General features: G+C 62.2%; 23 protein-coding genes. 12 read left to right on the top strand and 11 right to left on the bottom strand.

Annotated features, from left to right (window positions below):
- Window positions 1-11: 11 nt before the first annotated feature.
- The 3 genes from K3819_RS27495 (at window position 12) to K3819_RS27505 (ending at window position 2,556) form a co-directional block, all read left to right on the top strand.
- Window positions 12-1,607: a GMC family oxidoreductase gene (locus K3819_RS27495; RefSeq protein WP_221398279.1), complete on the top strand. Its 1,596-nt coding sequence runs from the start codon at window positions 12-14 to the stop codon at window positions 1,605-1,607.
- A 115-nt stretch (window positions 1,608-1,722) separates the two neighbouring features.
- Window positions 1,723-2,202 (top strand): pantetheine-phosphate adenylyltransferase, encoded by a 480-nt coding sequence (coaD, locus tag K3819_RS27500; RefSeq protein ID WP_007953414.1) that lies wholly within the window; start codon window positions 1,723-1,725, stop codon window positions 2,200-2,202.
- Window positions 2,203-2,304: 102 nt separating this feature from the next.
- Window positions 2,305-2,556, top strand: coding sequence for a YfhL family 4Fe-4S dicluster ferredoxin (locus K3819_RS27505; RefSeq protein WP_003195146.1), 252 nt, complete (start codon window positions 2,305-2,307; stop codon window positions 2,554-2,556).
- Between the two features lie 36 nt (window positions 2,557-2,592).
- On the opposite strand, the gene K3819_RS27510 is transcribed toward K3819_RS27505, so the two are convergent.
- The 3 genes from K3819_RS27510 to K3819_RS27520 all read right to left on the bottom strand — a co-directional run bounded on the left by K3819_RS27510 (window position 2,593) and on the right by K3819_RS27520 (window position 4,640).
- Complete coding sequence (locus K3819_RS27510; RefSeq protein ID WP_007953415.1) at window positions 2,593-2,916, bottom strand: hypothetical protein; 324 nt, start codon at window positions 2,914-2,916, stop codon at window positions 2,593-2,595.
- 69 nt (window positions 2,917-2,985) lie between these two features.
- Window positions 2,986-3,798, bottom strand: coding sequence for a bifunctional DNA-formamidopyrimidine glycosylase/DNA-(apurinic or apyrimidinic site) lyase (gene mutM, locus K3819_RS27515; RefSeq protein WP_221398280.1), 813 nt, complete (start codon window positions 3,796-3,798; stop codon window positions 2,986-2,988).
- A gap of 29 nt (window positions 3,799-3,827) precedes the next feature.
- Entirely contained in the window at window positions 3,828-4,640 is an 813-nt protein-coding gene (locus K3819_RS27520) for an HDOD domain-containing protein (protein ID WP_221399735.1), read from the bottom strand.
- Between the two features lie 227 nt (window positions 4,641-4,867).
- Between K3819_RS27520 and K3819_RS27525 the strand changes: the two genes are divergently transcribed.
- The 6 genes from K3819_RS27525 (at window position 4,868) to ilvD (ending at window position 12,467) form a co-directional block, all read left to right on the top strand.
- Complete coding sequence (locus K3819_RS27525; protein WP_064600129.1) at window positions 4,868-5,407, top strand: type 1 glutamine amidotransferase domain-containing protein; 540 nt, start codon at window positions 4,868-4,870, stop codon at window positions 5,405-5,407.
- Between the two features lie 83 nt (window positions 5,408-5,490).
- Complete coding sequence (locus K3819_RS27530; protein WP_221398281.1) at window positions 5,491-6,687, top strand: class I SAM-dependent rRNA methyltransferase; 1,197 nt, start codon at window positions 5,491-5,493, stop codon at window positions 6,685-6,687.
- A gap of 446 nt (window positions 6,688-7,133) precedes the next feature.
- On the top strand, window positions 7,134-8,207 hold the full coding sequence (locus K3819_RS27535) for a SagB family peptide dehydrogenase (protein WP_085611995.1): 1,074 nt from the start codon (window positions 7,134-7,136) through the stop codon (window positions 8,205-8,207).
- The gene (locus K3819_RS27540; RefSeq protein ID WP_064600137.1) at window positions 8,204-9,160 is read left to right on the top strand and encodes a diiron oxygenase; all 957 of its coding nucleotides are present in this window, start codon (window positions 8,204-8,206) and stop codon (window positions 9,158-9,160) included. Before K3819_RS27535 ends, K3819_RS27540 begins: the two co-directional genes overlap by 4 nt.
- Complete coding sequence (locus K3819_RS27545) at window positions 9,153-10,370, top strand: multidrug effflux MFS transporter (RefSeq protein ID WP_221398282.1); 1,218 nt, start codon at window positions 9,153-9,155, stop codon at window positions 10,368-10,370. The genes K3819_RS27540 and K3819_RS27545 overlap by 8 nt, the downstream gene beginning before the upstream one ends.
- A gap of 255 nt (window positions 10,371-10,625) precedes the next feature.
- Window positions 10,626-12,467 carry a dihydroxy-acid dehydratase gene (ilvD, locus tag K3819_RS27550; RefSeq protein ID WP_011336405.1) on the top strand — a complete coding sequence of 614 codons (1,842 nt, stop codon included), beginning with the start codon at window positions 10,626-10,628 and terminating at the stop codon, window positions 12,465-12,467.
- A 121-nt stretch (window positions 12,468-12,588) separates the two neighbouring features.
- Here ilvD and K3819_RS27555 read toward each other — a convergent pair whose 3' ends face one another.
- Window positions 12,589-13,650, bottom strand: a complete 1,062-nt coding sequence (locus tag K3819_RS27555) for a haloacid dehalogenase-like hydrolase (RefSeq protein WP_221398283.1) — start codon at window positions 13,648-13,650, stop codon at window positions 12,589-12,591.
- Between the two features lie 241 nt (window positions 13,651-13,891).
- Between K3819_RS27555 and K3819_RS27560 the strand changes: the two genes are divergently transcribed.
- Window positions 13,892-15,283 carry an L-cystine transporter gene (locus tag K3819_RS27560; protein WP_085611999.1) on the top strand — a complete coding sequence of 464 codons (1,392 nt, stop codon included), beginning with the start codon at window positions 13,892-13,894 and terminating at the stop codon, window positions 15,281-15,283.
- Window positions 15,284-15,323: 40 nt separating this feature from the next.
- On the opposite strand, the gene K3819_RS27565 is transcribed toward K3819_RS27560, so the two are convergent.
- Window positions 15,324-15,836 (bottom strand): dihydrofolate reductase, encoded by a 513-nt coding sequence (locus K3819_RS27565; protein WP_221398284.1) that lies wholly within the window; start codon window positions 15,834-15,836, stop codon window positions 15,324-15,326.
- 85 nt (window positions 15,837-15,921) lie between these two features.
- Between K3819_RS27565 and K3819_RS27570 the strand changes: the two genes are divergently transcribed.
- Both K3819_RS27570 and K3819_RS27575 read left to right on the top strand, forming a co-directional pair.
- Window positions 15,922-17,295 (top strand): DUF2868 domain-containing protein, encoded by a 1,374-nt coding sequence (locus tag K3819_RS27570; RefSeq protein ID WP_221398285.1) that lies wholly within the window; start codon window positions 15,922-15,924, stop codon window positions 17,293-17,295.
- Window positions 17,288-18,673 (top strand): GTPase/DUF3482 domain-containing protein, encoded by a 1,386-nt coding sequence (locus K3819_RS27575; protein ID WP_221398286.1) that lies wholly within the window; start codon window positions 17,288-17,290, stop codon window positions 18,671-18,673. Before K3819_RS27570 ends, K3819_RS27575 begins: the two co-directional genes overlap by 8 nt.
- Before the next feature lie 10 nt (window positions 18,674-18,683).
- Here the strand turns inward: K3819_RS27575 and K3819_RS27580 are convergent, their stop codons facing one another.
- The 6 genes from K3819_RS27580 to K3819_RS27605 all read right to left on the bottom strand — a co-directional run bounded on the left by K3819_RS27580 (window position 18,684) and on the right by K3819_RS27605 (window position 25,485).
- Window positions 18,684-19,244, bottom strand: a complete 561-nt coding sequence (locus K3819_RS27580; protein WP_221398287.1) for a phosphonate degradation HD-domain oxygenase — start codon at window positions 19,242-19,244, stop codon at window positions 18,684-18,686.
- On the bottom strand, window positions 19,238-20,377 hold the full coding sequence (locus tag K3819_RS27585; protein WP_221398288.1) for a TIGR03364 family FAD-dependent oxidoreductase: 1,140 nt from the start codon (window positions 20,375-20,377) through the stop codon (window positions 19,238-19,240). Before K3819_RS27585 ends, K3819_RS27580 begins: the two co-directional genes overlap by 7 nt.
- Before the next feature lie 128 nt (window positions 20,378-20,505).
- Complete coding sequence (locus tag K3819_RS27590) at window positions 20,506-21,531, bottom strand: putative 2-aminoethylphosphonate ABC transporter substrate-binding protein (RefSeq protein WP_064600170.1); 1,026 nt, start codon at window positions 21,529-21,531, stop codon at window positions 20,506-20,508.
- 47 nt (window positions 21,532-21,578) lie between these two features.
- A complete protein-coding gene (locus K3819_RS27595; protein WP_221398289.1) occupies window positions 21,579-23,303 on the bottom strand; it encodes a putative 2-aminoethylphosphonate ABC transporter permease subunit in 1,725 nt (574 codons plus the stop codon).
- Complete coding sequence (locus tag K3819_RS27600; RefSeq protein ID WP_074690113.1) at window positions 23,303-24,379, bottom strand: putative 2-aminoethylphosphonate ABC transporter ATP-binding protein; 1,077 nt, start codon at window positions 24,377-24,379, stop codon at window positions 23,303-23,305. The genes K3819_RS27595 and K3819_RS27600 overlap by 1 nt, the downstream gene beginning before the upstream one ends.
- A 242-nt stretch (window positions 24,380-24,621) precedes the next feature.
- Window positions 24,622-25,485, bottom strand: coding sequence for a LysR family transcriptional regulator (locus tag K3819_RS27605; protein WP_007953452.1), 864 nt, complete (start codon window positions 25,483-25,485; stop codon window positions 24,622-24,624).
- Between the last annotated feature and the right edge of the window lie 14 nt (window positions 25,486-25,499).

The following is a 25,499-nucleotide window of genomic DNA, read 5'->3' on the forward strand; positions in this document are numbered from 1 at the left end:
GAACCTGATCGATGCCCGTACCCGACCCGTTTCGCGAAGGCCTTGCCCGTGGCTGGAAAACCTACAACGGCGCGCAACTTACCGATGACCTGAGCCTGGAAGCCGACGTGGCCATCATCGGCAGCGGCGCTGGTGGCGGCACCACGGCGGAAATCCTCAGCGCCGCCGGCTACAAAGTGCTGCTGATCGAAGAAGGCCCGCTCAAGACCAGCAGCGATTTCAAACTGCTGGAAGACCAGGCCTACAGCAGCCTCTATCAGGAAGGCATCGGCCGCATGAGCAAGGACGGCGCGATCACCATCCTTCAGGGCCGCGCGGTCGGCGGCACCACGCTGATCAACTGGACATCGAGTTTTCGCACCCCCGAACCGACCCTCGAACACTGGGCCAGGGAACACAACGTCAAAGGCCACAGCCCCGCCGACATGGCGCCGTGGTTCGAAAAAATGGAGCAGCGACTCGGCGTCGCCCCGTGGATGGTGCCGCCCAACGCCAACAACGACGTGATCCGCAAAGGCTGCGAACAACTCGGCTACAGCTGGCACGTGATCCCGCGCAACGTACGCGGCTGCTGGAACCTCGGCTACTGCGGTATGGGCTGCCCGACCAACGCCAAGCAATCGATGATGGTCACGACCATTCCGGCGACCCTGGAAAAGGGTGGCGAGCTGCTCTATCTGGCCCGGGCCGAAAAGCTTTTGATCAACGGCGACAAGGTCATCGGCCTGCAATGCGTGGCGATGGACGAACGTTGCGTCGAGCCGACTGGGCACGCCATTACCGTCAAGGCACGCCACTACGTGCTGGCCGGCGGCGGGATCAACAGCCCGGCGCTGCTGATGCGTTCGGATGCACCGGATCCGCACAAACGGCTGGGCAAGCGCACCTTCCTGCATTTGGTGAACATGTCCGCCGGGCGTTTCGACGAGGTGATCAACCCGTTCTACGGTGCGCCGCAATCGATCTACTCGGATCATTTCCAGTGGAAGGACGGCACCACCGGCCCAATGGCCTACAAACTCGAAGTGCCGCCGCTGCACCCGGCGCTGGCCGCCACGTTGCTCGGCGGGTTCGGTCAGGAAAGCGCGCAACACATGGCGGACCTGCCCCACACCCACGCGATGCTGGCCCTGCTGCGTGACGGTTTTCACCCGGACAGCCCGGGCGGCAGCGTCGAGCTGCGCGGTGACGGCTCGCCAGTGCTCGACTATCAGGTGTCGCCTTACACCTGGGAAGGCTTGCGCCGATCCTTCCACAGCATGGCCGAGATCCAGTTCGCCGGCGGCGCCAAAGCGGTGATGCCGATGCACGCCGATGCGCGCTACGTGAACAGCCTGGCCGAGGCCCGCTCGTTGATCGACAGCCTGAGCCTCGAGCTGTATCGCACCCGCCTGGGCAGCGCCCACGTCATGGGCGGATGCGCAATGGGCGAAGACCCGAAAAGCACGGTCACCGACAGCCTCGGCCGCCATCATCAACTGCGTAATCTGTCGATTCATGACGGCTCGCTGTTCCCCACCAGCATCGGCGCCAACCCGCAGTTGTCGGTGTATGGTCTGACGGCGCAACTGGCGACATCCCTCGGCGAACGGCTGAGAAACCCGTGAAAAAGACGAAAATTCCGCTCGTCTATAGTGCTTTCTTATCCAACAGGCGACTTTCCCGACCGGGACGGCTGCGATACCATCCGACTCCCCAACGGATTCCCGCCAGGACGACGCGATGAACCGAGTGTTGTACCCAGGTACCTTCGACCCTATTACCAAGGGCCATGGCGATCTGGTCGAACGCGCCTCGCGCCTGTTCGACCACGTGATCATTGCGGTCGCCGCCAGCCCCAAGAAGAATCCGCTGTTCCCGCTGGAACAACGGGTCGAGCTGGCCCGCGAGGTCACCAAACACCTGCCGAACGTGGAAGTGGTCGGCTTCTCGACGCTGCTGGCGCATTTCGCCAAAGAGCAGAACGCCAACGTGTTCCTGCGTGGCCTGCGCGCGGTATCGGACTTCGAATACGAATTCCAGCTGGCCAACATGAACCGCCAGTTGGCGCCGGATGTGGAGAGCCTGTTTCTCACCCCGTCCGAACGTTATTCGTTCATTTCCTCGACCCTGGTGCGGGAAATCGCGGCCCTGGGCGGCGATATCAGCAAGTTCGTCCACCCGGCGGTGGCCGAGGCCCTGACCCTGCGCTTCAAGAAGTAACGACCGTTCAAACGGCGCCCGCGTGCACTACGGGCGCCAATGCGGCACAATTGCGCGCATTGATTCATAGCGCCCGGGCTCCCCGCCCCGGCTGGAGTTAGCATGTCCCTGATCATCACCGACGATTGCATCAACTGCGACGTCTGCGAACCCGAGTGCCCGAACGCCGCCATCTCCCAAGGCGAAGAGATCTACGTGATCGACCCGAACCTGTGCACCCAGTGCGTCGGTCACTACGACGAGCCGCAGTGCCAGCAGGTCTGCCCGGTGGATTGCATTCCACTGGACGAAGCCCATCCGGAGACTGAAGAACAGTTGATGGAGAAGTACCGCAAGATCACCGGCAAGGCTTGAGTCTCTTTTTAGATCGCAGCTTTGGCTGCGATCTGACTATTCGCGCTGCTCAAATCCTTCTCCAGTGCAGCCCAGGCAACGCACGAACGCCGCTTTCGCCGGCGCCACCACCAGCGCCTCTCCCGCATCGCCAATTCCGCCACCCAGCGCGGTGAACGGCAACGACACGACAAACGCCCCGGCGCCGATCACCGTCGCCACCACCAGCAATGGTCGGGCAATCAGCAGGTCGCCGAGCATGGCGTAAGCCGGTGGATTCTGGATGGCGTAACGCGGATCACCGCTGCCGCCTTCCGTGGCCTGAACGGTCAGACTGAAGCACAGCAGCAGTGCGACGATGAGGGTTTGCAAGGACTTCATGGCACGATCCTTCGGGCTGAACAGTGAGACATCTCACTATAGACCGTAGGACTTTTTCGGATGCCCTGCTCAGCTCTGGCAGCGCGGACACCAGACGCTGGCGCGCTGGCCGAGCTTGATTTCCCGCAGGCCCGTGCCACAGACCTTGCAGTGCTCGCCACCGCGACCGTAGACAAACAGCTCCTGCTGGAAATACCCCGGCTGCCCGTCGCCACCGATGAAGTCGCGCAACGTGGTGCCGCCACGCTCGATGGCCGCGGCGAGGATGCGTTTGATCTCGATCGCCAGCTTCAAGTAGCGCGCCCGGGAAATGCCCTTGGCTTCGCGGCGCGGATCGATGCCGGCGGCGAACAGCGCTTCGGTCGCGTAGATATTGCCGACCCCCACCACCACCGCGTTGTCCATGATGAACGGCTTGACCGCCATCGACCGCCCGCGCGACAGCTGATACAGCCGCTCGCCATCGAACAGATCGGTCAACGGCTCCGGACCCAGACGGATCAGCAATTCGTGATTGAGCGGATCGTTGCTCCAGAGCATCGCCCCGAAGCGCCGTGGATCGGTGTAGCGCAGGGCCAGGCCCGACTCCAGTTCGATATCGACATGCTCATGCTTGGCCGCCGGCATCCCGACCTCAACCAGCCGCAAATTGCCCGACATGCCCAGATGGCTGATCAAGGTGCCGACTTCGGCGTTGATCAACAGATACTTGGCGCGCCGCTCGACCAGCACGATGCGCTGCCCGGACAGGCGCACATCGAGGTCGTCGGGAATCGGCCAGCGCAGCCGCCGCTCACGCACGATCACCCGGCTGACACGCTGGCCTTCCAGGTGCGGGGCAATACCGCGGCGGGTGGTTTCGACTTCCGGCAATTCAGGCATGAGTGTCTCGAATCAAGGGTCTTTTTAAATCAGTGCGCGCCAAGTTCGCGGATGGTCTGCTTCAAGGTTTCGAAGTCGTAATCCGAGAGGCCGATGTATTCCAGCACCAGCGGCCCGACCGCCTGCCATTCGAAGTCTTCGGTCTGGTTACCCAAAACCCGGTACGACGCGCAGATGTGCTCGGCCATTTTGAGGATCGCCAGCAGGTTTTTCATCTGACTGTTGCGCGAGGTCTCGTCGCTGAAGATCGCCAGCGCGTTGTGGTGATTGGCGATGGCCGCGCTGACATGCTCCGGCAGGCGCCAGGACTTGGCGGTGTAGTAGCCGACCACCGAGTGATTGGTGTTGTAGACGTCGTTCTCGGTGTCCACAATCCGGCGCTCGGCACCCGCCTTGGCGTAAGCCGTTTCGAGCGTCGTCATGTAATCCGGGAAACGCTGAAGCATCAGCGGCACGCCGCAATCGTGGAACAGGCCCAAGGCGTAAGCCTCGTCGCTCGCCTCGGTGCCGACACGCTTGGCCAGGGTCAGGCAGGTCATGGCCACGTCCTGGGCGGTGTCCCAGAAACGGTTGAGGGTGACGATGGTGTCGTCGTTCATCTCGCCCTTGATCGACATCGCGTTGATCAGATTGATGATCGAACGGCTGCCCAACAGGTTCACCGCGCGCTTGATCGAAGTGATCTTGTTGCTCAGGCCGTAATAGGGCGAATTGACGATTTTCAGCAGCGAGCCGGACAGGCCGGGATCCTGGGAGATCAGCTTGGCGATCGTCTCCAGGTCGGGGTCGGGCATGTACTGCTCCATTTGCAGATCCACCATGATCTGCGGCTGCGCGGGCACACTGATGCCTTGCAGGGACTGTTGAATCTGTTCGGTGGTCAGCTCTTGGGACATAAGTACACACTCTGGGACAGGCGGCGATTCTAACCTCTAAAAACCGACGCACGACACACCAGTGGGCAATTCGCAGGAACTTTCACTTTCCACCAGCCTTCGGAATCTGTAGTGCCCGGAGCAGTTCTCCATCTGTCTCGGGCAGTAATTCCAACAGACTCAGGAGCTTAACGATGGCTACTTCTCTCAGCGGCAAGCGCGTCGCTTTTCTCGTAACCGACGGTTTCGAGCAGGTTGAACTGACTGGCCCCAAACAGGCACTGGAGCAGGCGGGAGCGCAGGTTGACATCCTCTCCGCCGAAGCCGGCAGCGTCAAAGGCTGGAACCACGATAAACCTGCAGACGACTTCAAGGTCGACCAGACCTTTCAGGGCGCAAGCATCGAACAATACGACGCCGTGGTGCTTCCCGGCGGTGTGCAGAACTCTGACACCATCCGCATCGACCAGGACGCCCAGCACCTGGTCAAGACCGGCACCTCCGCCGGCAAACCGATCGCGGTGATCTGCCATGGCAGCTGGCTGCTGATTTCGGCAGGACTGGTCAATGGCAAGACCATGACCAGCTACAAGACGGTCAAGGACGATCTGGTCAACGCGGGGGCAAACTGGGTCGATCAGGAGGTGGTCAAGGACGGCAACCTGATCAGCAGCCGCCAACCGGACGATATTCCGGCGTTCAGCGACGCACTGATCGACGCGCTGTCGGCGTAGGGCTCCGGCGCGTTTCATCGCACGCCAAACCCGGCATAAGGCGCAACACGGTATACTCCCGCTCTTTTTTCCGGAGCGACGTCATGTCCCTGCCTAGCTTGCGCCTCAAAGCCAACGCCGACCGTCGCCTGCGCGCCGGTCACCTGTGGATCTACAGCAACGAAATCGACGTGGCCGCAACCCCGTTGCACGGCTTCAAGGCCGGCGACCAGGCGATCCTCGAGGCCGCCGGCGGCAAGCCGCTGGGCATTGTCGCCATGAGCCCGAACAACCTGATCTGCGCGCGCCTGCTGTCGCGCGACATCAAGCTGCCGCTGGACAAGTCGCTGCTGGTGCATCGCCTGAACGTGGCCCTGTCGCTGCGCGAGCGCCTGTTCGACAAGCCGTTCTATCGTCTGGTCTACGGCGATTCCGACCTGCTGCCGGGTCTGGTGGTCGACCGTTTCGGCGACATCCTCGTGGTGCAACTCGCCTCCGCGACCATGGAAGCCCATAAAGATGACGTGATCGCGGCGCTGACCCAAGTACTCAAGCCAAGCGGCATCCTGTTCAAGAACGACTCCGCCGCCCGCGATGCCGAAGGCCTCGAGCGTTACACCGAAACCGTCTTCGGCGTGGTACCGGAGTGGGTGGCGCTGGAAGAGAACGGCGTGAAATTCGAAGCGCCGGTGGTTCAGGGTCAGAAAACCGGCTGGTTCTACGATCACCGCATGAACCGCGCACGCCTGGCCCCTTACGCCAAGGGCAAGCGCGTGCTGGACCTGTACAGCTACATCGGTGGCTGGGGTGTGCAGGCGGCCACGTTCGGCGCCAGCGAAGTGTTCTGCGTCGACGCTTCGGGCTTCGCCCTCGATGGCGTTGAGCGCAACGCTGCACTGAACGGCTTTGCCGACAAGATGACCTGCATCGAAGGCGACGTCTTCGAAGCCCTCAAGGAACTCAAGGCCAGCGAAGAGCGCTTCGACGTGATCGTTGCCGACCCGCCTGCGTTCATCAAGCGCAAGAAAGACCTGAAAAACGGTGAAGGCGCCTACCGTCGCCTGAACGAGCAAGCCATGCGCCTGCTCAACAAGGACGGCATCCTGTTCAGTGCTTCGTGCTCGATGCACCTGCCGGAAGACGACTTGCAGAACATCCTGCTGACCAGCGCCCGTCACCTGGACCGCAACATCCAGTTGCTGGAGCGTGGCGGCCAGGGCCCGGATCACCCGGTACACCCGGCCATTCCGGAAACCCGCTACATCAAGAGCATCACCTGCCGCCTGCTGCCTAACAGCTGACAGCCACACGGCACTGACGCTGTCGAAAGGGGAGCCCACGGGCTCCCCTTCTTTTTGTCTTGCACTTTGCTTTCCTACATTTATCGTCCCCCCGACGTGCAGGATATTTCCGCAAATAATTTATTTACTGATATTTAACTTACACATCCACTTCCAGCCGAAGATGACTCCGACAAAATTACTGGATTATTCCTACTTAATATTTGCTTGCGATTAACCCATTACAAACTATTATTAAGTCGTCACCACGGAGGTGACACAAACTAACCACGAAGCACCAATGAACAAGGAGTTCAATCATGAAAGCAATTACTCTGGAATCCCGCACCCTCGCAAACCTGGCTTTTCTGGTCGCACCTAAAGTCCGTTAAGTAAGGTTGGCGCTGGGTATAGCCGGCTACCCAGCGCCTCTGACAAAGCATCCATCCAGAGCAACGTGCCCCGACATGCATATAAACCCTTATTTATTCATACTGCCACGAACACCCGGCCAGATAGTCTGGAATTACAAAGACCATACTCAACATGAACTTGACCTTGAGTATTCCACTCGATTGGCGCAACTTATTCACAACCCTGATTTATATGACAACAGCAACACAATAGACACACAACTTTTAGATAGCGGAATACTGATTTCTTCAAAAAAACCAGCGCCCGTCTGGGGCTGGGATGAACTATCCAGGATCTACCATATCGGCACTCGGGATATTCCGTGCGAACAGACTCCCCGAAATATTCAGGAATGGTCCAGGCAATACCTCGAACACTGCAACACAGTGCTTGCCACTTCACCTCCGCCCGACATCCCTGCGGATACCGGTCCGAACGCGCTCATCACCCTGCCCGCACCGCTCGTACTGAATGACGACAGCCTGTTGAGTTCACTGACCCGACGAAAGACCTGCCGCTCCTTCACCGGTGCCGCCGTTTCGCTGGATGATGTCGGCACCTTGCTTTACCTGTCACTCGGCTACCTGCGAGAACGCGCAGCCGACCGCGACGACAGCATCGCCGACGGACTTGGAGCGCGACGCAGCAGCCCTTCCGGAGGCGGCCTCAATGCCTGCGCCGGGTTCGTGCTGGTGCAGAACGTCGACGCACTGGCGCCTGGCGTCTATGTCTACCACCCTGCCGAACACGCCCTGAGCTTCATCAGTCCCTTGCCCGACAGCGAATTTGGCAATCTGCTGGGGGGCCAGCACTTCATCAACAACCTGCCATTGGGCCTGTTCATCACCGCCCGCTTCGACCGGCTCTGGTGGAAATACCCGCATTCGCGCGCCTATCGAATGGCGTTCGTCGAAGCCGGGCACCTTTCGCAGACGTTTCAACTGGTGGCCACCGCGCTGGGCATGAACACCTGGCTCACGGGCGCGTTTTCCGATGAGCAGGTCGAAACATTGCTGAAGCTCGAGAACAGTGCGGAACAACCCTTGTTCTTCGTCGGTTGCGGGGAAAGCGATGGCCAAGCGATGTGTCAGGAAATGCGCGACCTGCTGCGTGAGGCACAGTCATGAGCGCCCTCGCCCCGAAGCCGGTCTTTCAGTTCACCCTGAGCGACTGGAACACCCGCGCCTCGGTCCGCACCAGCCCCCACGATTACCACTTGCCGGACAACGTGCAGGAACAACTGGAGACCCGGCACTGGTTTCCGCCGGCGTTCCTGCCCTATCTGGCCCACCCGTCCATTGAAGCAGCGGGCCGTTCGATGCTGCATCGGCTCACGGCCCGACATCTGGTGCATTTTCTCGACTACACCACGTTGCTCGAACACCGGATCGTCAATCGCGCCGTCGAAACCATCGTGCATGGCGAGCTTCCGGTCGCGGTGCCGGCGCCGATGAAAACCGCCGCGCTCCAGCTCTACACCGACGAGGGCTATCACGCCCTGTTTTCCAGTCAGGTGGCGGAGCAGATCGCCAGCCTCTACGCCATCACCGGGCGCCCGGTGATGCCCAGACGGATCACCCGGATGAACCTGCTGATAGCTCGCACCAGTCAGGAGCAACGGCCGCTGGCGTGCTTTCTTCTGGGTTTCGTCTCGGAAACCATCATTGCCCGTGAACTGCTGGATGTCTGCCGCGACAGTCTGGTGTCCGGTGTCAACGACATGCTGCGCGATCACCTCACCGATGAAGCCCGCCACAGCCGGTATTTCACAGAAGTGTTCCACTACCTCTGGTTGCACCTGAACCCGCGACAGCGAACGTTTACCGCGACGACCTTGCTCGACATTCTGCAAATTTTCTTCGAAGTGGATGAGCACTGGCTGCAGGAAAGCCTCGGTGGCGCGGGCATTGCAAACACCACGGTGATGGACATTCTCGCCACGATGACAACGACCCAGGCCAGTCGGCGGCGGGCACGCGCCGGCAGCCTCGCCACACTGAGCGCGTTGAAGAAAGCCGGTTTTTTCGCCGAACCTCAAAACCAGACACTTTTTGCCAGGGCAGGACTGATCGATGGATGACGGACAATCTGTGGTGACTCCGCGACAGCGGCGCGGGGCTGTCAGCCTCCTGCTGGCAATGGTGTTGCTCGGCGTCTTCCCGCTGGATGTCCTGCTGCCTTCGTTCCCGGCGCTGGCCGAACACTTTGGCCGCACCCCGGCGGACATCGCCCTGTCGATCAGCCTGTTCGCTGTCGGGATTGCCTTCGCCCAGCTGTTGATCGGTCCATTGTCGGATGTGATCGGACGCAAAGGCCTGCTGCTCGCCGGCATGAGCGCTTCAATGATCGGCGCCTTGGGGTGCGTGATGACCTCGGACTATTCGCTGTTCCTGATGTTTCGGGTGGTGCAGGCGCTGGGGTGCGGTTGCTTCGTGCTATCACAAGCGCTGGTGCAGGACCTGTTCGAAGGCGAGGAGCGTAATCGCTTGCGGATCCTGATGGTCACCGCCACCGGAATTTTCATCTCGGTATCGCCTCTTGCCGGTACCTTTCTTCAGGCAACGCTGGGCTGGCGCGGCAGCTTCTGGGTGTTTACCGCGCTGTCCGCCATCGTGCTGCTAAAGGCCTGGTGGTTTCTGGACAACAGCCGGCCGGCAGCCCGGGGCACACCCACCCACTTTCTGAAGGCTTACCGACGGGTACTGGGAGATTTCGACTTCGTCGGTTACTGGCTGATTTCGGCCTTTGCCTTCGCCTGTCACTTTTCCTTCATCGTGATTTCGCCGCTGATTTTCATGGACCGCCTGCAACTGTCCGCTTATGACTTCTCGCTGTTCCTGCTGATCTACGGCGCGGCGTATATAGTCGGGGGCATCCTGGCCAGCGTGCTGAGCAGGCGGATCAACGGTGGCCAGCAGATTATCGTCGGGTTGAGCCTGATCCTGTTCGCCGGCCTGAGCATGCTCTATCTGTCATCGAACTTCGCGCTGACCCCGGCCACGGTATTGATCCCGATGCTGATCTGCACCGCCGGCACCACCATCGCCCGGCCCGCAGCTACCTCGCGGGCGATGAGTCTGTTTCCCGAAAACGCCGGCACCTCGGCCTCGGCCGGCAGCACGATCATTTTCATCTGCGGCGGCTTGATCAGTGCCCTGATCAGCCTGAGCCCTGCCAACCTGCAATCCACGCTGGGCTACAGCTTCGTGATACTCAGCGGAGTGGCACTGGCATTGAACGCCCGAATCAGTCGGCGCAGCGATCTTGTGGGGCAACCGGACAGCGATTAACCCTGCCGGTCGTCATCCCGCACGCTTCGTCAGCACTGGAACAACGTTTTGCGCCATTCCCTCCTGACGCCAGCGGTGTAGAATCGCGAGATTCATCGCCATTCATCCCCGGCGGGTTTATGAGCTCAGGCTGAGACCAGCGGCGATCCCGCAACGTCATCGGCAACATCAGGACACACGGCCATTTCTGAGTGTTCCAGACGTCAATAGAAGCTCACTCCCCTTTGATACCTGATTAGCCGCCCGGAGTGCTCCATGCCAGATTACCGCTCGAAAACATCCACCCACGGCCGCAACATGGCCGGCGCCCGCGCATTGTGGCGCGCCACCGGGATGAAAGATGACGACTTCAAGAAGCCGATCATCGCCATTGCCAACTCCTTCACCCAGTTCGTACCGGGCCACGTTCACCTGAAGGATCTGGGCCAGCTGGTTGCCCGTGAGATCGAACGCGCTGGCGGCGTTGCAAAGGAATTCAACACCATCGCCGTGGACGACGGCATCGCCATGGGCCACGACGGCATGCTCTATTCGCTGCCGAGCCGCGAGATCATCGCCGACTCCGTCGAGTACATGGTCAACGCCCACTGCGCCGACGCCATCGTCTGCATCTCGAACTGCGACAAGATCACCCCGGGCATGCTGATGGCCGCTCTGCGCCTGAACATCCCGGTGATCTTCGTCTCCGGCGGCCCGATGGAAGCCGGCAAGACCAAACTGGCCAGCCACGGTCTCGACCTCGTCGACGCCATGGTGATTGCCGCCGACTCCAGCGCTTCTGACGAGAAGGTTGCCGAGTACGAGCGCAGCGCCTGCCCGACCTGCGGTTCGTGCTCCGGCATGTTCACCGCCAACTCGATGAACTGCCTGACCGAAGCCCTGGGCCTCGCACTGCCGGGCAACGGTTCGACCCTGGCCACCCACAGCGACCGCGAACAGCTGTTCCTGCAGGCCGGCCGCACCATCGTCGAGCTGTGCAAACGCTACTACGGCGAGAACGACGAGTCGGTACTGCCGCGCAACATCGCCAACTTCAAGGCGTTCGAGAACGCGATGATGCTCGACATCGCCATGGGCGGTTCGACCAACACCATCCTGCACTTGCTGGCCGCGGCCCAGGAAGCCGAGATCGACTTCGACCTGCGTGACATCGATCGTCTGTCGCGCAAGGTGCCGCAACTGTGCAAAGTTGCGCCGAACATCCAGAAGTACCACATGGAAGACGTGCACCGCGCCGGCGGCATCTTCAGCATCCTCGGTTCGCTGGCCCGTGGCGGCCTGCTGCACACCGACCTGCCGACCGTGCACAGCCGCAGCATGGAAGAAGCCATCGCCAAGTGGGACATCACCCAGACCGACGATGAAGCCGTGCACCATTTCTTCAAGGCAGGCCCGGCGGGCATTCCGACGCAAACCGCGTTCAGCCAGTCAACCCGCTGGGAAACCCTGGACGACGACCGTGAGAACGGCTGCATCCGCAGCTTCGAACACGCCTATTCGAAAGAAGGTGGCCTGGCCGTGCTGTACGGCAACATCGCCCTGGACGGCTGCGTGGTGAAAACCGCCGGCGTCGACGAGTCGATCCATGTGTTCGAGGGCAACGCGAAGATCTTCGAAAGCCAGGACAGCGCGGTACGTGGCATCCTCGCCGACGAAGTGAAGGAAGGCGACATCGTCATCATTCGCTACGAAGGCCCGAAAGGCGGCCCGGGCATGCAGGAAATGCTCTACCCGACCTCGTACCTGAAATCCAAAGGCCTGGGCAAAGCCTGCGCCCTGCTGACCGACGGCCGTTTCTCCGGCGGCACTTCCGGTCTGTCCATCGGCCACGCTTCGCCAGAGGCTGCGGCCGGCGGCGCGATCGGTCTGGTACAGGACGGCGACAAGGTGCTGATCGACATTCCAAACCGCTCGATCAACCTGTTGATCAGCGACGAAGAACTGGCTGCCCGCCGGGTCGAGCAGGACAAGAAAGGCTGGAAACCGGTCGAACAGCGTCCACGCAAAGTGACCACTGCCCTCAAGGCCTACGCCCTGCTGGCGACCAGCGCCGACAAGGGTGCGGTGCGCAACAAGGCGATGCTCGACGGGCTGTAAGCGTCAAATCGCAGAAACAAAAATGCCCCGCCAAGTGCGGGGCATTTTTTTTTGCCTTCAGGTTTGATCGTTCCCACGCGGACGGTTCGACGCCTCGACGTGGGAGCGATCACCGTAGCAATTACTGGATTTCCTCAGGTTTGACGATCACCCAATTCTTGTCCGCCGTCACCGGCAAGCCTTCTTTCGCCTGGGCCGCCGCGTGCTTGGCCATCATGCCCTGAATCTGGGTCATGTATTTGTCCTTGCGGTTGACCCACAAGTGAATGCCGCCCTTCGCCACGTCCACATCGTGGAACAGCATGTAGCCGTCGCTGGTCGGCGTGTCGCCACCCACCAGTACCGGTTTTTTCCATTCGTCGATGTAGGTCAGGATCGCCGCGTGCTTGCCGGCCATCCAGGTCGCCGGGGTCCACAGGTACGGGGTCAGTTCGAGGCCGAGGTTGGCTTTCTCGTCATATTTGCCGGCAGTGATCTGCTTGCGCGCGGTGGTCAGCTCGCCGGTGTCGCGGTTCTTCAGCAAGGTGGTCACGCCGATCACGTTCTGCGGTTTGACGTTGTAGCCATACTTCGGATCGGCCGCGACCATCCGCACCAGCTCTTCGGAGGCGGCGGTCATCACGTAGACCTCGATGCCGTTCTCCATCAGCTTGTTGTACAGCTCTTTCTGGCCAGTGAAGATCTTCGGCGGATTCACGTCCAGGTTCTTGACCACGTCACCTTCGTAATAGGTCGCCGGCACCGGCTTGCCCGAGGCCATCAGCTCATCGACGTAGCCCTTGAGCTCCTTGAGGGTGAAACCGGAAAACACCTGCGCGACCCATGGATAGCAGACCATGTCGTCGACTTCGCAGAGGCGGTAGTAGTAGCTGAACAGGCTTTCCTTGTGGTCGGCGGAGTCCTTGAACGGCATCAGTTTCAGGGAGGGGTCGAGCTTGTCGCGGGTGATCAGGCCCTTGTTTTCCATGAACGGCAGCAACGACTCTTCGAGGTCGTAGCGGTAACTGGTGTTGTCCATGTCGAACACCGCGTAGTTACCCTTGTTGGCGTTGGCGGCGATCATCGCGTCCAATGCCTTGGCCTGATCCGCCGGCCAGTGCTTCAGGTCGGTGGCGAATGCCTGAGTGGCCAGGCCCATCCCCACAGTCAGTGCGACAGCCAGAAATTTCGGTGTGAACTTCATTGGCGCTTTCTCCCTGGGTCAAAGAAATCGACGCTAACAAATATGTGTGACAGTCCTCGTCTGTCAGCGACCGTCCACGTCCGTTTCGCGCCAGCTGCATCCCCGAGAGCGACACCCGCTTATTCCAAAAACGACTGACGACCTTTGATTTCGGTATTAAATCATTGGAAATCAAGCTGTTAGGCTTGCCGGTTCGCAGCAGCCCCGGAAGGCTGTTGGCACAGTCTTTTCTGGAGTCCTCATGAATCTGTCCCTGATTCTCAACCTGCTGGTGTTCCTCGCCCTGCTTTTTGGTCTGGCGCAAACCCGTCACACCACGTGGAGCCTGGCGAAAAAAGTCCTGCTCGCGCTGGTGCTGGGCGTGGCATTCGGCGTCGCGCTGCACACGATTTACGGCGCCGGCAACCCAGTGCTGAAAGCCTCGATCGGCTGGTTCGATCTGGTCGGCAACGGTTATGTGCAACTGCTGCAAATGATCGTGATCCCGCTGGTATTCGCCTCGATCCTCAGCGCCGTGGCCCGTCTGCACAACGCTTCTTCGCTGGGCAAGATCAGCTTCCTGACCATCGGCACGCTGCTGTTCACCACCGCGATTGCGGCGCTGATCGGCATCGGCCTGACCAACCTGTTCGGCCTGACCGCCGAAGGCCTGGTCGCCGGCACCCAGGAAATGGCCCGTCTGCAAACCATTCAGACCGACTACGCCGGCAAGGTCGCCGACCTGAATGTGCCGCAACTGCTGCTGTCGTTCATCCCGCAGAACCCGTTCGCCGACCTGGCGCGGGCCAAGCCGACCTCGATCATCAGCGTGGTGATCTTCGCCGCGTTCCTGGGGGTTGCCGCGCTGCAACTGCTCAAGGATGACGTCGAGAAAGGTCAGAAAGTGATCAACGCCATCGATACCCTGCAAGCCTGGGTGATGCGTCTGGTGCGTCTGGTGATGAAGCTGACCCCTTACGGCGTGCTGGCGCTGATGACCAAAGTGGTGGCCGGTTCCAACCTGCAGGACATCATCAAGCTCGGCAGTTTCGTCGTGGTGTCGTACCTCGGCCTGGGCCTGATGTTCGTAGTGCACGGCCTGCTGGTGTCGGCGGCCGGGATCAACCCGCTGCGTTTCTTCCGCAAGATCTGGCCGGTGCTGACCTTCGCGTTCACCAGCCGCTCCAGCGCCGCGAGCATTCCGCTGAGCATCGAAGCGCAGACCCGTCGTCTGGGCATTCCGCAATCGGTGGCAAGCTTCGCCGCATCGTTCGGCGCGACCATCGGCCAGAACGGCTGCGCCGGCCTGTACCCGGCGATGCTGGCGGTGATGGTAGCGCCAACCGTCGGCATCAACCCGCTGGATCCGCTGTGGATCGCGACGCTGGTGGCGATTGTTACCTTAAGTTCGGCCGGTGTGGCGGGCGTGGGTGGCGGTGCGACCTTCGCCGCGCTGATCGTGCTGCCGGCCATGGGCTTGCCGGTTTCGCTGGTGGCGTTGCTGATTTCGGTCGAGCCGCTGATCGACATGGGTCGCACGGCGCTGAACGTGAGTGGTTCGATCACGGCCGGTGCGATTACCAGCCAGGTGATGCAGCAGACCGACAAGGCCCTGATGGATGCCGATGAGCATGCGGAACTGGCTCAGGCTTGATTGACGTTGTGGCGAGGGAGCGTGCTCCCTCGCCACAGATTCAGGCTTTTTCCCAGACTTCGAAGTTGTAAGCCGGTTTGTCGCCTTCAGCCGGATTCGGCACGTTCGACACCAGCTTCCACTGGTTCGGATCGAACTCCGGAAACCACGCATCGCCTTCCGGGCTCAGTGCCACACGGGTCAGATACAGACGATCCGCCTGCGCCAGCCCCTGCGCATACAACTGCGCCCCGCCAATCAGCATCAATTCGTCGACGCCCTGATCTTTCGCCCACGCTTCGGCGCGAACCACGGCGGCTTCCAGCGACGGATAGACTTCCGCGCCTTCCAGCACAAGATCCTGCTGACGGCTGACCACGATGTTCAAACGCCCCGGCAACGGGCGACCCAGCGAGTCCCAGGTCTTGCGGCCCATGATGATCGGCTTGCCGAGCGTCGTGGCCTTGAAGTATTTGAAGTCCCCCGGCAGGTGCCAGGGCATGCTGTTGTCGACGCCGATCACACGGTTTTCACCGAGGGCTGCGATCAGGCTGAGGGGGAGTGATTTAGTCATGCCGGCGAGGATACCAGAGCCGCCCTTACCCCGATAAGCGCCACAGCGGTTATGCTCACGGCTCAATCAAGCAACGGGATGCCGCGTGACTGAACTGACTTCACTGCAAAACCTCTGGCTCACCGAAACCGTGCGCCTGCGCGAAGAACACGCAGGCCCGCTGGACGATCTGGAAGCCAATCGCCTGGCCCGCGCGGCCGGCGGCGATCTGCCGGGACGCATTCAGCGCCGCGCCCTGTGGCTGGCCGAGCGCGACGGCCTGACCGCCGCGCTCAAGCACTGGTTGCAAGGTGCACGCCTCGCGCTGGTGTTGCTGGCGATCTTCGCGGTACTGAGCGGTGCCGGTCTGGCCTTCGCCGCACTGGGCCAGACGCCGGTCAATGTGTTCTGGGCCCTGGGCAGTCTGCTCGGGCTGAACCTGATTCTGCTGCTGAGCTGGGCGCTGGGGCTGATCTTCGCTGGCGAACACGGCGCCACCCTCGGCCGCTTGTGGCTATGGCTCAGTGAAAAACTCGCCCGCGACGCCAAGGCTGCGCAACTCGCACCGGCGCTGCTGCTGATGCTGCAACGCCAGAAACTCAATCGCTGGGCACTCGGCACGCTGGTCAACGGCCTGTGGTTGCTGGCGATGGTCAGCGCGCTGGTTTTGCTGCTGACGCTGATGGCGACCCGGCGCTACGGCTTCGTCTGGGAAACCACGATTCTCAGTGCCGACACGTTCATCAACATGACCCAGGCCTTCGGCGCCTTGCCCGCGCTGCTGGGCTTCAACGTGCCGACCGTGGACATGATCCGCGCCAGCGGCGACACCGTGCTGAACATCGAAAGCGCCCGTCAGGCCTGGGCGACCTGGCTGGTCGGCGTGCTGGTGGTGTACGGCGTGCTGCCGCGTCTGCTGTTGGCGCTTTTTTGCTTCTGGCGCTGGAACAGCGGCAAGGCTGCGTTGCGCCTGGACCTGAACCTGCCCGGCTACGCCCAACTGCGCGAACGCCTGATGCCGACCAGCGAACGCCTCGGCATCACCGACCCGGAGCCTGCGCAATTGCACCGCGTCGAAAGCACCGTGGGCGAACACGCCAGCGACGGCGCGCTGCTCGTGGCAATCGAACTCGACGACCAACACTCATGGCCGCCGACGCTGCCGAAAAACGTCAGCAACGCCGGCATCCTCGACAGTCGGGAATCGCGCAACAAACTGCTCGAACAGCTCAGCCGCTTCCCGCCGGCGCGCCTGGCGATTGCCTGCGACCCACGGCGTTCGCCGGATCGCGGCAGCCTGGCGCTGATTGCCGAGCTGGCGCGCAATGCCGCCGCGACCCGGGTCTGGCTGTTGCAGGCGCCACAAGGACAGGCGCTGGACGCCGAACGCCTCGGTGACTGGCACGTCGCGTTGCAACAGCTGGAGCTGCCGTTCGCCGATTGCGCCCCGTTGAACTGGCTGGAGCACGGACATGACTGATGCCTGGAAAGCGCCGCTGAAACTGGCGGTGGTCGGCCACACCAACGTCGGCAAGACTTCGCTGCTGCGCACCCTGACCCGCGACGTCGGCTTCGGCGAAGTCTCTCATCGCCCGAGCACCACGCGGCATGTCGAAGGCGCGCGGTTGTCGGTGGATGGCGAGCCGTTGCTCGACCTCTACGACACACCCGGTCTGGAAGATGCCATCGCCCTGCTGGATTTTCTCGAACGCCTGGAACGCCCCGGCGAACGCCTCGACGGCCCGGCACGGCTGGCGCGGTTTCTCGACGGCAGCGAGGCTCGTCAGCGTTTCGAACAGGAAGCCAAGGTGCTGCGGCAACTGCTCGATTCCGATGCCGGTCTGTACGTGATCGACGCCCGCGAACCGGTGCTGGCCAAGTACCGCGACGAACTGGAAGTGTTGGCCAGTTGCGGCAAGCCGTTGCTGCCGGTGCTGAATTTCGTCAGCAGTGCCAACCACCGCGAGCCAGACTGGCGCGAAGCACTGGCGCGTCTCGGCCTGCACGCGCTGGTGCGCTTCGACAGCGTCGCCCCGCCGGAAGATGGCGAGCGGCGGTTGTATGAAAGCCTCGCACTGTTGCTGGAAAACGCCCGCCCACAACTTGAACGGCTGATCGCCGATCAACAAGCGCAACGCCTTGCCCGCGAGCAAAGCGCCGCGCGCCTGATTGCCGAATTGTTGATCGACTGCGCCGCGTGCCGACGCAGTGTGGCGAGCAACGCCGAACAGGAACAACAGGCCATCAGCGGATTGCGCAAAGCCGTGCGCCAGCGCGAACAACGCTGCGTCGAAGCGCTGCTCAAGCTCTACGCCTTCCGCCCGCAGGACGCCGCCGCCAGTGATCTGCCGCTGCTCGACGGGCGCTGGGGCGATGACCTGTTCAACCCGGAAACCCTCAAGCAACTCGGCGTGCGGGTCGGCGGCGGGATTGCCGCCGGTGCCGCAGCCGGTGCGGGTGTGGATTTGCTGGTCGGCGGCATCACCCTCGGCGCCGCCGCGCTGGCCGGTGCCATTGCCGGCGGCGCCCTGCAAACCGCCCGCAGCTATGGCAACCGCCTGCTCGGCAAGATCAAAGGGCAGCGGGAACTGACGGTCGACGACAACGTGCTGCGCCTGCTGGCCCTGCGTCAGCGGCAACTGCTGCAAGCGCTGAACGCCCGTGGCCATGCGGCGCTGGACAGCATTCAGATAGCGACGCCGCAGGACAAGACCTGGCGTGAGGGCAAGCTGCCGGAAGCACTCAACAAGGCGCGCGCGCATCCGCAATGGTCTTCGCTGAATCCGCATTCGAAGCTGAATCAGGCGGAGCGGCAGGAGCAGATTGAGTTGTTGGTCGGGAAGGTGCTTGAGCTTTAGATCCGCGCCCTCACCCGGTCGACAACAAAACTTCAGCCTTGCGCTTGAGAACAGACAGATCCATCACCGGCACCGCCATTTCCTTCGCCAGTTCATCCCACTGGCGCATTCGCAGGCTGACAGCGCACAACGGATCCTGCTCGAAAACATCCGCTTCAGCCTCGGTCATCACCCCACCCTGATACTCCAGGGTGCGGCGACTGGCTTCGCTCAAGCGCTCGTAATAACCCGATTCCCTCAGCGTCAGATAGCGCTTGGCCTGGACGTGATATTCCACCAGCCGCGCCAGGCGCTCGCTGAATCCGGCCTCACGCAAATAGTCCGCGCCGAGGCGTTCGTGGCTGACCACGCCGTAACCGCCCATGTTTTCCGCGCCTTCGGCACACAAGTGGCCGATGTCGTGGAAGAACGCGGCGAGCACCACTTCGTCGTCGAAGCCTTCGGCGATGGCCAGTTGCGCCGCCTGGGACATGTGCTCGATCTGCGACACCGGTTCGCCGATGTAGTCGCTGGCGCCGAACCGCTCGTAGAGGCCGAACACCCGGTCGATGACTTGTTCGTGACTCAACATCCGTTCTCTCCAAAAAGCTGTGCAACATTGCGCTCGGCCATGGCCGGGCCGACGCTCATGCCGACGCCGCTGTGCATCAGCGCCACACTCAGCCCCGGCGCCGGACGCAGGAACGAAAACGGCCCCGGCCCCCGGGCACCATAGACACCCTGCCAGCGCTCGACCACTTGCACCTTGCAGCCGAGGGTCTGTTCGGCCAGCTCCAGCATCCAGTTGTCGACTTGCTCGGCGTTGAACGGCGATGGATCGCTGCCGTAATGGTGAGAATCGCCAATGATCAGTTCGCCATACGGCGTCGGGCTGATCAGCAGGTGAATGCCGTTTTCCTGCAAGTGCGGTTGCTCGCGCAGGATCTGCGCCTGCACCGCCGCCGCTTCCGGCAAGTCAGCGAAGGCGCCGTAATGCACACAGCTGAGACCGGTGAGCAAGGCGTGTTGCAAGTTCAGGTCAATCTGCGGCCGGGCGCGGAGCATTTGCAGGCGGCAGATTTGCGGGTCGAGGGCAGCAATCGGCTCGGCCAGCAAGGTCTGATAGTCGTGGCCGGAGCAGACGATGATCTGTTCGGCGGAGAAGATCCCGGCGGTGCTGTGCAGGCGCCCCGGTTCGACGTCACGCACCAGCGTCGAGAAGTGAAATTCGACCTTGAGTTCGCGGCGCAGATATTCGATCAGCCCCGGAATCGCTTCCCGGGAATACAGCTGTTGATCGTCCATGCCGTGCAGCGCGGCGCGGTGATGGCTGAACTGGCCGCCGTACAGATCGCGCAGCGCGGCACCGCGCAGCAGTTCGACGCGGTAGTCGTGCTCCACGGCCCGCCCTGCGCAGAAGGCTTCGAGCAAGTGCTCTTCGGCCTCGGTGCGGGCGAACAGGTACGAGCCGTTGCGCTTGAGTTGCAGGCCGGCGAGCTGCGCCCACTGGCCCCAGATGTCGCGGCTGGCCTTGGCAAGTTCGAGCATCGGGCCCGGTGGCTGGCCGGTGACCAGCGCCTGGCCGAAGTTGCGCACCGACGCGCCGAGTGGCGTGGCAGTGCGTTCGAAAACCGTGACCTTGCGACCGCGCCGGGCGGCGGCATAGGCGTGGGAAAGCCCCAGGATGCCGGCGCCGACGATCAGCAAGTCTTTGTGTTGTGTCATGGAGATTTTCCCTTAATGGGAGACCGCCTTCGCGAGCAAGCCAGCTCCCACAGGGATTTACGTTGTGAATGCGATCCAGTGTGGGAGCGGGCTTGCTCGCGAAGAGGCCCTGTCAGTCGATGAAGACCTTACTTGGCAGCGACTTTCTCGGACTTGCCGTCATAGCGCTTGCGCCATTCGGTCAGGATCTCGTCGCGGTTCTTCGAGGCCCAGGCGAAGTCGTTCTTGATCAGGCGCTGCTCGTAGTCGGCCGGCAGCTCGGTCTGCGGCTTGGCGATGCCCGGCTGGGCAAGGACAGCGAAGTTTTCCTTGTACAGGTCCATCGCCGGAGCGCTGGCGGAGAAGTCGGCCAGTTTTTTCGCGGCCTCTTCGTGCGGCGTGCCTTTGATCACGGCAGTCGCTTCGATCTCCCAGCCGAGGCCTTCCTTCGGCAGGATGATGTCCAGCGGTGCACCCTGGCGCTTGAGCTGAACGGCCGGGTATTCGAAGGAAATGCCGATCGGGAATTCGCCCGCCGCCGCCAGTTTGCAAGGCTTGGAACCGGAGTGAACGTACTGGCCGATGTTCTGGTGCAGGCCGTCCATGTAGGCCCAGCCCTGCTTCTCGCCGAAGGTTTGCAGCCAGGCGCTGACGTCGAGGAAACCGGTGCCGGACGAGGCCGGGTTCGGCATCACGATCTTGCCCTTGTACTCAGGCTTGGTCAGGTCCTGCCAGCTCACCGGTTTGGTCAGGCCCTGCTTCTCGGCTTCAACGGTGTTGAAGCAAATCGTCGCGGCCCACACGTCCATGCCGACCCAGGCTGGCGGATTGGCGGCGTCGCGGTAGTTCGCGCCGATCTTGCCCAGATCCTTCGGCGCATAGCTTTGCAGCATGCCTTGCTGATCGAGGATCGCCAGGCTGGACGCCGCCAGGCCCCACACCGCGTCAGCCTGCGGGCGATCCTTTTCGGCCAGCAGTTTGGCGGTGATGATCCCGGTGGAATCGCGCACCCACTTGATCTCCACGTCCGGGTTGGCCTTTTCGAAGGCCTCTTTGTAGGACTTCAACTGCTCGGCTTCGAGGGCGGTGTACACCGTCAACTCGGTTTTTGCCGCGAAGGCATTCAGGCTGAAAGTCGCGAGCACAGCAGCGGCCAGGGCCATAGGCTTGAACATGATCGTTTTCCTGTAGGTGAGTTGAGGCGATAGGGACAAGTCGTGGATCAGTGACCGGGCGCCGTTTGCCGCCAGGCCTGGGAACGGCGCAGCAAGCCGCGCGAAGCCCACGCCAGCAGCAAGGACACGCCCGCCGAGGTGAACAGAATCAGGGTCGACATCGCCGCCGCGCCGCCGACGTTGCCGGCGTCATCCATGTTCAGCACCGCCACCGCCGCGAGGAGGGTGTCGGGGCTGTAGAGGAAGATCGCGGCGGACACGGTGGTCATGGCCGAGACGAACAGGTAGCGCACGATGTCCAGCAGCGCCGGCAGACAGATCGGCACGGTGACCCGCAGGTAATGCCGGTACAGCGGCGCCTTGAGCGACAGCGCGGCGGCTTCGAATTCGGCGTCGAGCTGACGCAGCGCGGTGGTGGCGGTCATCTGCGCGGTGGTCAAATAGTGAGCAATAGTGCAGACGATCAGCAGGGTCATGCTCCCGTACAGCACGTGCAACGGGTTGCCGGTCAGGTTGAAGAAGAAGACGTAACCCAGACCGAGCACCAGCCCCGGCACCGCCATCGGTACGAAACTGAGCATGCGCAGTGTCAGATTGAGTCCGCGCTGGCTGCGGGTCTTTTCCATCAGGTAGGCGCCGGTGAAAATCAGCACGCTGCCGATCAGAGCCGTGCCCAGCGCCATCTTCAGGCTGTTGCCGTAGGCCAGCCAGCCACCGCCGGCGGTCTCGTTGAACTGGTAGTGATTGAGCGACAGCGACAGGTTGTACGGCCAGAACTTCACCAGCGACGAGAACACCGCCATACCGAACACCAGCAGCAACGCGGCGCTGATCAGCAGGACAACGCTGAGATAAAAGGCATCGCGATTCTTCGACGGCGCCGGTTTGAACACCTGGGCGCGACCGCTCATGGAGTCGCCGTGACGGCGACGCAGCCAGGCATCGACGCCAAAACTGAACAGCGCCGGCAGCAGCAGAACCATGCCGATCAACGCGCCGCGACCGAATTGCTGCTGGCCGACCACCGCTTTGTAGGCTTCCAGCGCCAGCACTTGATAGTCGCCACCGACCACCACCGGCACACCGAAATCGGTGATGGTCAGGGTGAACACCAGACAGAACGCGGCAAACACAGCCTGGCGGGTCGCCGGCCAGGTGATGCTGCGGAAGGCTTTCGCCGGGCTCGCGCCCATGCTCGACGCAGCGTCGAACAATCGCGCATCCGCCAGCGACAGGGCTGACAGCAAAATCATCAAGGCGTGTGGGAAGGTGTAGATCACCTCGCCCAGAACAATCCCCCAGAAACCGTAAATGTTGTCCGACAGCAGCCCGCGCAACAGGCCCTGATTGCCGAAGAGATAGACCAGCGCGATCCCCGGCAGCATCGAAGGTGCCATCAGCGGCAGCAGCGAAATACCGCGCCAGATGCCTTTTGCCGGAATCAACGTGCGTTGCAAGGCGTAGGCAAACAGGTAGGCCAGCGGTACGACGATCGCCGCGACGCTGAGGGAAACCTTCAGGCTGTTGCCGAGCAGCCAGTGGAAATTGTCACTGCTCACCAGCTCCTTGGCGGCGAGCCAGCCACCGCCCTGCCCGGCTTCGCTGCTGAAGCCGCGCCAGAAGATCGCCAGCAGTGGCAGCAGCACCGCCACACCGAGCAGCACCAGCAGCAGGAGTTTGCCGCCGAGGACGAAGATCCGGTCGCCGACCTCGGCCCCGGACACCTGCCGCGCCTGCTTTTGCGGTAGCGGCAGTGCGAGGTTGCTGTTCATCAGGCAAACACCTGCAAGCTGCGTGGCGGCAAGGCAACCATGATCTGCTGGGCGCCGAGGCGCGGCATGGCTTCCGGCGCCAGTTCGGCGAGCAAAGCGTGACCGGGCAGTTGATCGAGCTCGAAGCTCATGCGGCAGCGGTTGCCGAGGAAGGTGATCTCGCGGACCTTGGCCGGGAACAGGTTTTCTTCGTGCACCAGCGGATTGACGTTGATCGCTTCCGGACGGCAGAACAACCGGCCCGATGGGCTGTGGACGCTGCCGTCGGCCAGGCGCAGGTTCATCCCGCCGACCTTGGCGTGGCTGTCGCTGCTGCGCTGGAACGGCAGCCAGTTGCCCTGGCCGACAAACTCGGCCACGAACGGCGTGGCCGGGCGGTTGTAGATTTCCTGCGGGGTGGCGTACTGCTCGACCTTGCCGTTGTTCATCACGGCGATGCGGTCGGCCATCAGCATCGCTTCGTCCTGATTGTGGGTGACCATCAGGGTGGTGATGCCGAGGTTGCGTTGTAGTTGGCGCAGCTCGGTGCACAGATGCTCGCGCACCCGGGCGTCGAGGGCCGACATCGGTTCGTCGAGCAACAACAGCGACGGTGCGGGGGCCAGGGCGCGGGCCAACGCCACCCGTTGCTGCTGGCCGCCGGACAACTGGCCCGGGTACTTTTTCTCACTGCCGCTGAGGCCGACCAGTTCCAGCATCTGACCGACGCGACGGCGCACTTCATCGCGACCGCTGCCGGCGAGGCCGTAGGCAATGTTCGCTTCGACGGTCAGATTGGGGAACAACGCGTAGGACTGGAACAGGATGCCGTAATCCCGAGCCTGGGGCGCGAGGTGGGAAACGTCGCGCTCGCCGAGGTACAACTCGCCGCTGTCCTGTTTCTCCAGACCGGCGATGCAGCGCAACAACGTGGTCTTGCCACAGCCCGACGGGCCGAGCAGGCACACCAGCTCACCGGCCGCGACATCGAGGGAGACGTTATCCAGCGCCGTGAAAGCGCCGAAGCGCTTCTGCACGCCGCGCACTTTCATCGGTGCGCCGGGGTTGGTCAGGGCAGTTGCGATTGCAGGGTTCATGGACAGGCCTCATCAAGCAGATGAGACGAATCCTAGAGTTGTAATGCGTCGGTCATATGGCAACAAGGCAAAATCGACCGATAGTGGTATTCAGGGATTTTGGTTCAGTTCTCAAGTCCTGCGTTACCTGGTCCGACGCCTTCGCGAGCAAGCCCGCTCCCACAGGGGATAGTGTTCACAACACAGATCCGATGTGGGAGCGGGCTTGCTCGCGAAGAGGCCGGCACAGGCACTGAAACATCTCAGGCCGGGGACATTTCCTGCGCCAGGCCGAGAAACGCGGCCGGCAAACGAGCGTTCTTGCGTTCCTTGAGGCAGTAAAGGTATTCGGGAATCTGCGGCGCATTTTCGAGGGTCAGCACCCGCAACTGCGGATCGTGCGGCACCTCCTGACGGGCGATGATGCTGATGCCGATGTTGCGCAGCACCGCTTCGCGGATCGACTCGCGGCTGCCGATCTCCAGCAACGGGCCGAAACTGACGCCGGCACTGGCCAGCAATTCTTCGGTGAGCCGCCGGGTGGTCGAGCCGGATTCACGCATCAGCAAGGTATGCCCGGCCAGCGCACTCAGCGTCACATGGTCGTGTGCCGCCAGCGGATGATTGCGATGCACCGCCAGCACCAGCGGATCGCTGCCGAGCACCCGGCGGATCAGCCGCGCATCGTCGAGCAGTTGCGACGACGCCGCGACATCCACCCGGTAATCCTCCAGCGCTTCGAGCACCTGCTGCGAGTTGCCGATTTCCACCGACACCTCCACCTGCGGCAGGCGCTCGCGGAAGGTCTTCACCAGATCGAGGATGTAATACGGCGCGGTGGCGGCGATGCGCAGCGTGCCCTGGACCTGGCCGCTGTTGCGCAGGAAGAATTCGATATCGGCTTCCTGCTGCAACAGCGCCTTGACCATCGGCAACAGCCGCGCGCCTTCGTCGCTGACGCTCAGACGCCGGCCGCCACGGTAGAACAGCTCAACCGAATACTGGCTTTCCAGATTGCGGATCTGGGTGGTCACGGTCGGTTGACTGAGGCCGAGCTTTTTCGCCGCCAGCGTGATGCTGCCCAGGCGGGCCACCATGTAAAACGCTTTCAGCTCGGCACTCAGCACAACCGCCCCTCTTC

This window comes from Pseudomonas sp. 3-2, assembly GCF_019710535.1.
In the GTDB taxonomy this organism is placed as follows: domain Bacteria; phylum Pseudomonadota; class Gammaproteobacteria; order Pseudomonadales; family Pseudomonadaceae; genus Aquipseudomonas; species Aquipseudomonas pharyngis.

Excerpts from the sequence above, each read along its gene's own strand:
- K3819_RS27510 (WP_007953415.1), bottom strand. The coding sequence starts at position 2,916 with ATGAAGTCCTTGCAAACCCTCATCGTCGCACTGCTGCTGTGCTTCAGT.
- K3819_RS27540 (WP_064600137.1), top strand. The coding sequence starts at position 8,204 with ATGAGCGCCCTCGCCCCGAAGCCGGTCTTTCAGTTCACCCTGAGCGAC.
- ilvD (WP_011336405.1), top strand. The coding sequence starts at position 10,626 with ATGCCAGATTACCGCTCGAAAACATCCACCCACGGCCGCAACATGGCC.
- K3819_RS27565 (WP_221398284.1), bottom strand. The coding sequence starts at position 15,836 with ATGACTAAATCACTCCCCCTCAGCCTGATCGCAGCCCTCGGTGAAAAC.
- K3819_RS27590 (WP_064600170.1), bottom strand. The coding sequence starts at position 21,531 with ATGTTCAAGCCTATGGCCCTGGCCGCTGCTGTGCTCGCGACTTTCAGC.
- K3819_RS27545 (WP_221398282.1), top strand. The coding sequence starts at position 9,153 with ATGGATGACGGACAATCTGTGGTGACTCCGCGACAGCGGCGCGGGGCT.
- K3819_RS27575 (WP_221398286.1), top strand. The coding sequence starts at position 17,288 with ATGACTGATGCCTGGAAAGCGCCGCTGAAACTGGCGGTGGTCGGCCAC.
- K3819_RS27525 (WP_064600129.1), top strand. The coding sequence starts at position 4,868 with ATGGCTACTTCTCTCAGCGGCAAGCGCGTCGCTTTTCTCGTAACCGAC.
- K3819_RS27530 (WP_221398281.1), top strand. The coding sequence starts at position 5,491 with ATGTCCCTGCCTAGCTTGCGCCTCAAAGCCAACGCCGACCGTCGCCTG.
- K3819_RS27505 (WP_003195146.1), top strand. The coding sequence starts at position 2,305 with ATGTCCCTGATCATCACCGACGATTGCATCAACTGCGACGTCTGCGAA.
- coaD (WP_007953414.1), top strand. The coding sequence starts at position 1,723 with ATGAACCGAGTGTTGTACCCAGGTACCTTCGACCCTATTACCAAGGGC.
- K3819_RS27495 (WP_221398279.1), top strand. The coding sequence starts at position 12 with ATGCCCGTACCCGACCCGTTTCGCGAAGGCCTTGCCCGTGGCTGGAAA.
- K3819_RS27535 (WP_085611995.1), top strand. The coding sequence starts at position 7,134 with ATGCATATAAACCCTTATTTATTCATACTGCCACGAACACCCGGCCAG.
- K3819_RS27600 (WP_074690113.1), bottom strand. The coding sequence starts at position 24,379 with ATGAACCCTGCAATCGCAACTGCCCTGACCAACCCCGGCGCACCGATG.
- K3819_RS27560 (WP_085611999.1), top strand. The coding sequence starts at position 13,892 with ATGAATCTGTCCCTGATTCTCAACCTGCTGGTGTTCCTCGCCCTGCTT.
- K3819_RS27585 (WP_221398288.1), bottom strand. The coding sequence starts at position 20,377 with ATGACACAACACAAAGACTTGCTGATCGTCGGCGCCGGCATCCTGGGG.
- K3819_RS27555 (WP_221398283.1), bottom strand. The coding sequence starts at position 13,650 with ATGAAGTTCACACCGAAATTTCTGGCTGTCGCACTGACTGTGGGGATG.
- K3819_RS27595 (WP_221398289.1), bottom strand. The coding sequence starts at position 23,303 with ATGAACAGCAACCTCGCACTGCCGCTACCGCAAAAGCAGGCGCGGCAG.
- K3819_RS27580 (WP_221398287.1), bottom strand. The coding sequence starts at position 19,244 with ATGTTGAGTCACGAACAAGTCATCGACCGGGTGTTCGGCCTCTACGAG.
- mutM (WP_221398280.1), bottom strand. The coding sequence starts at position 3,798 with ATGCCTGAATTGCCGGAAGTCGAAACCACCCGCCGCGGTATTGCCCCG.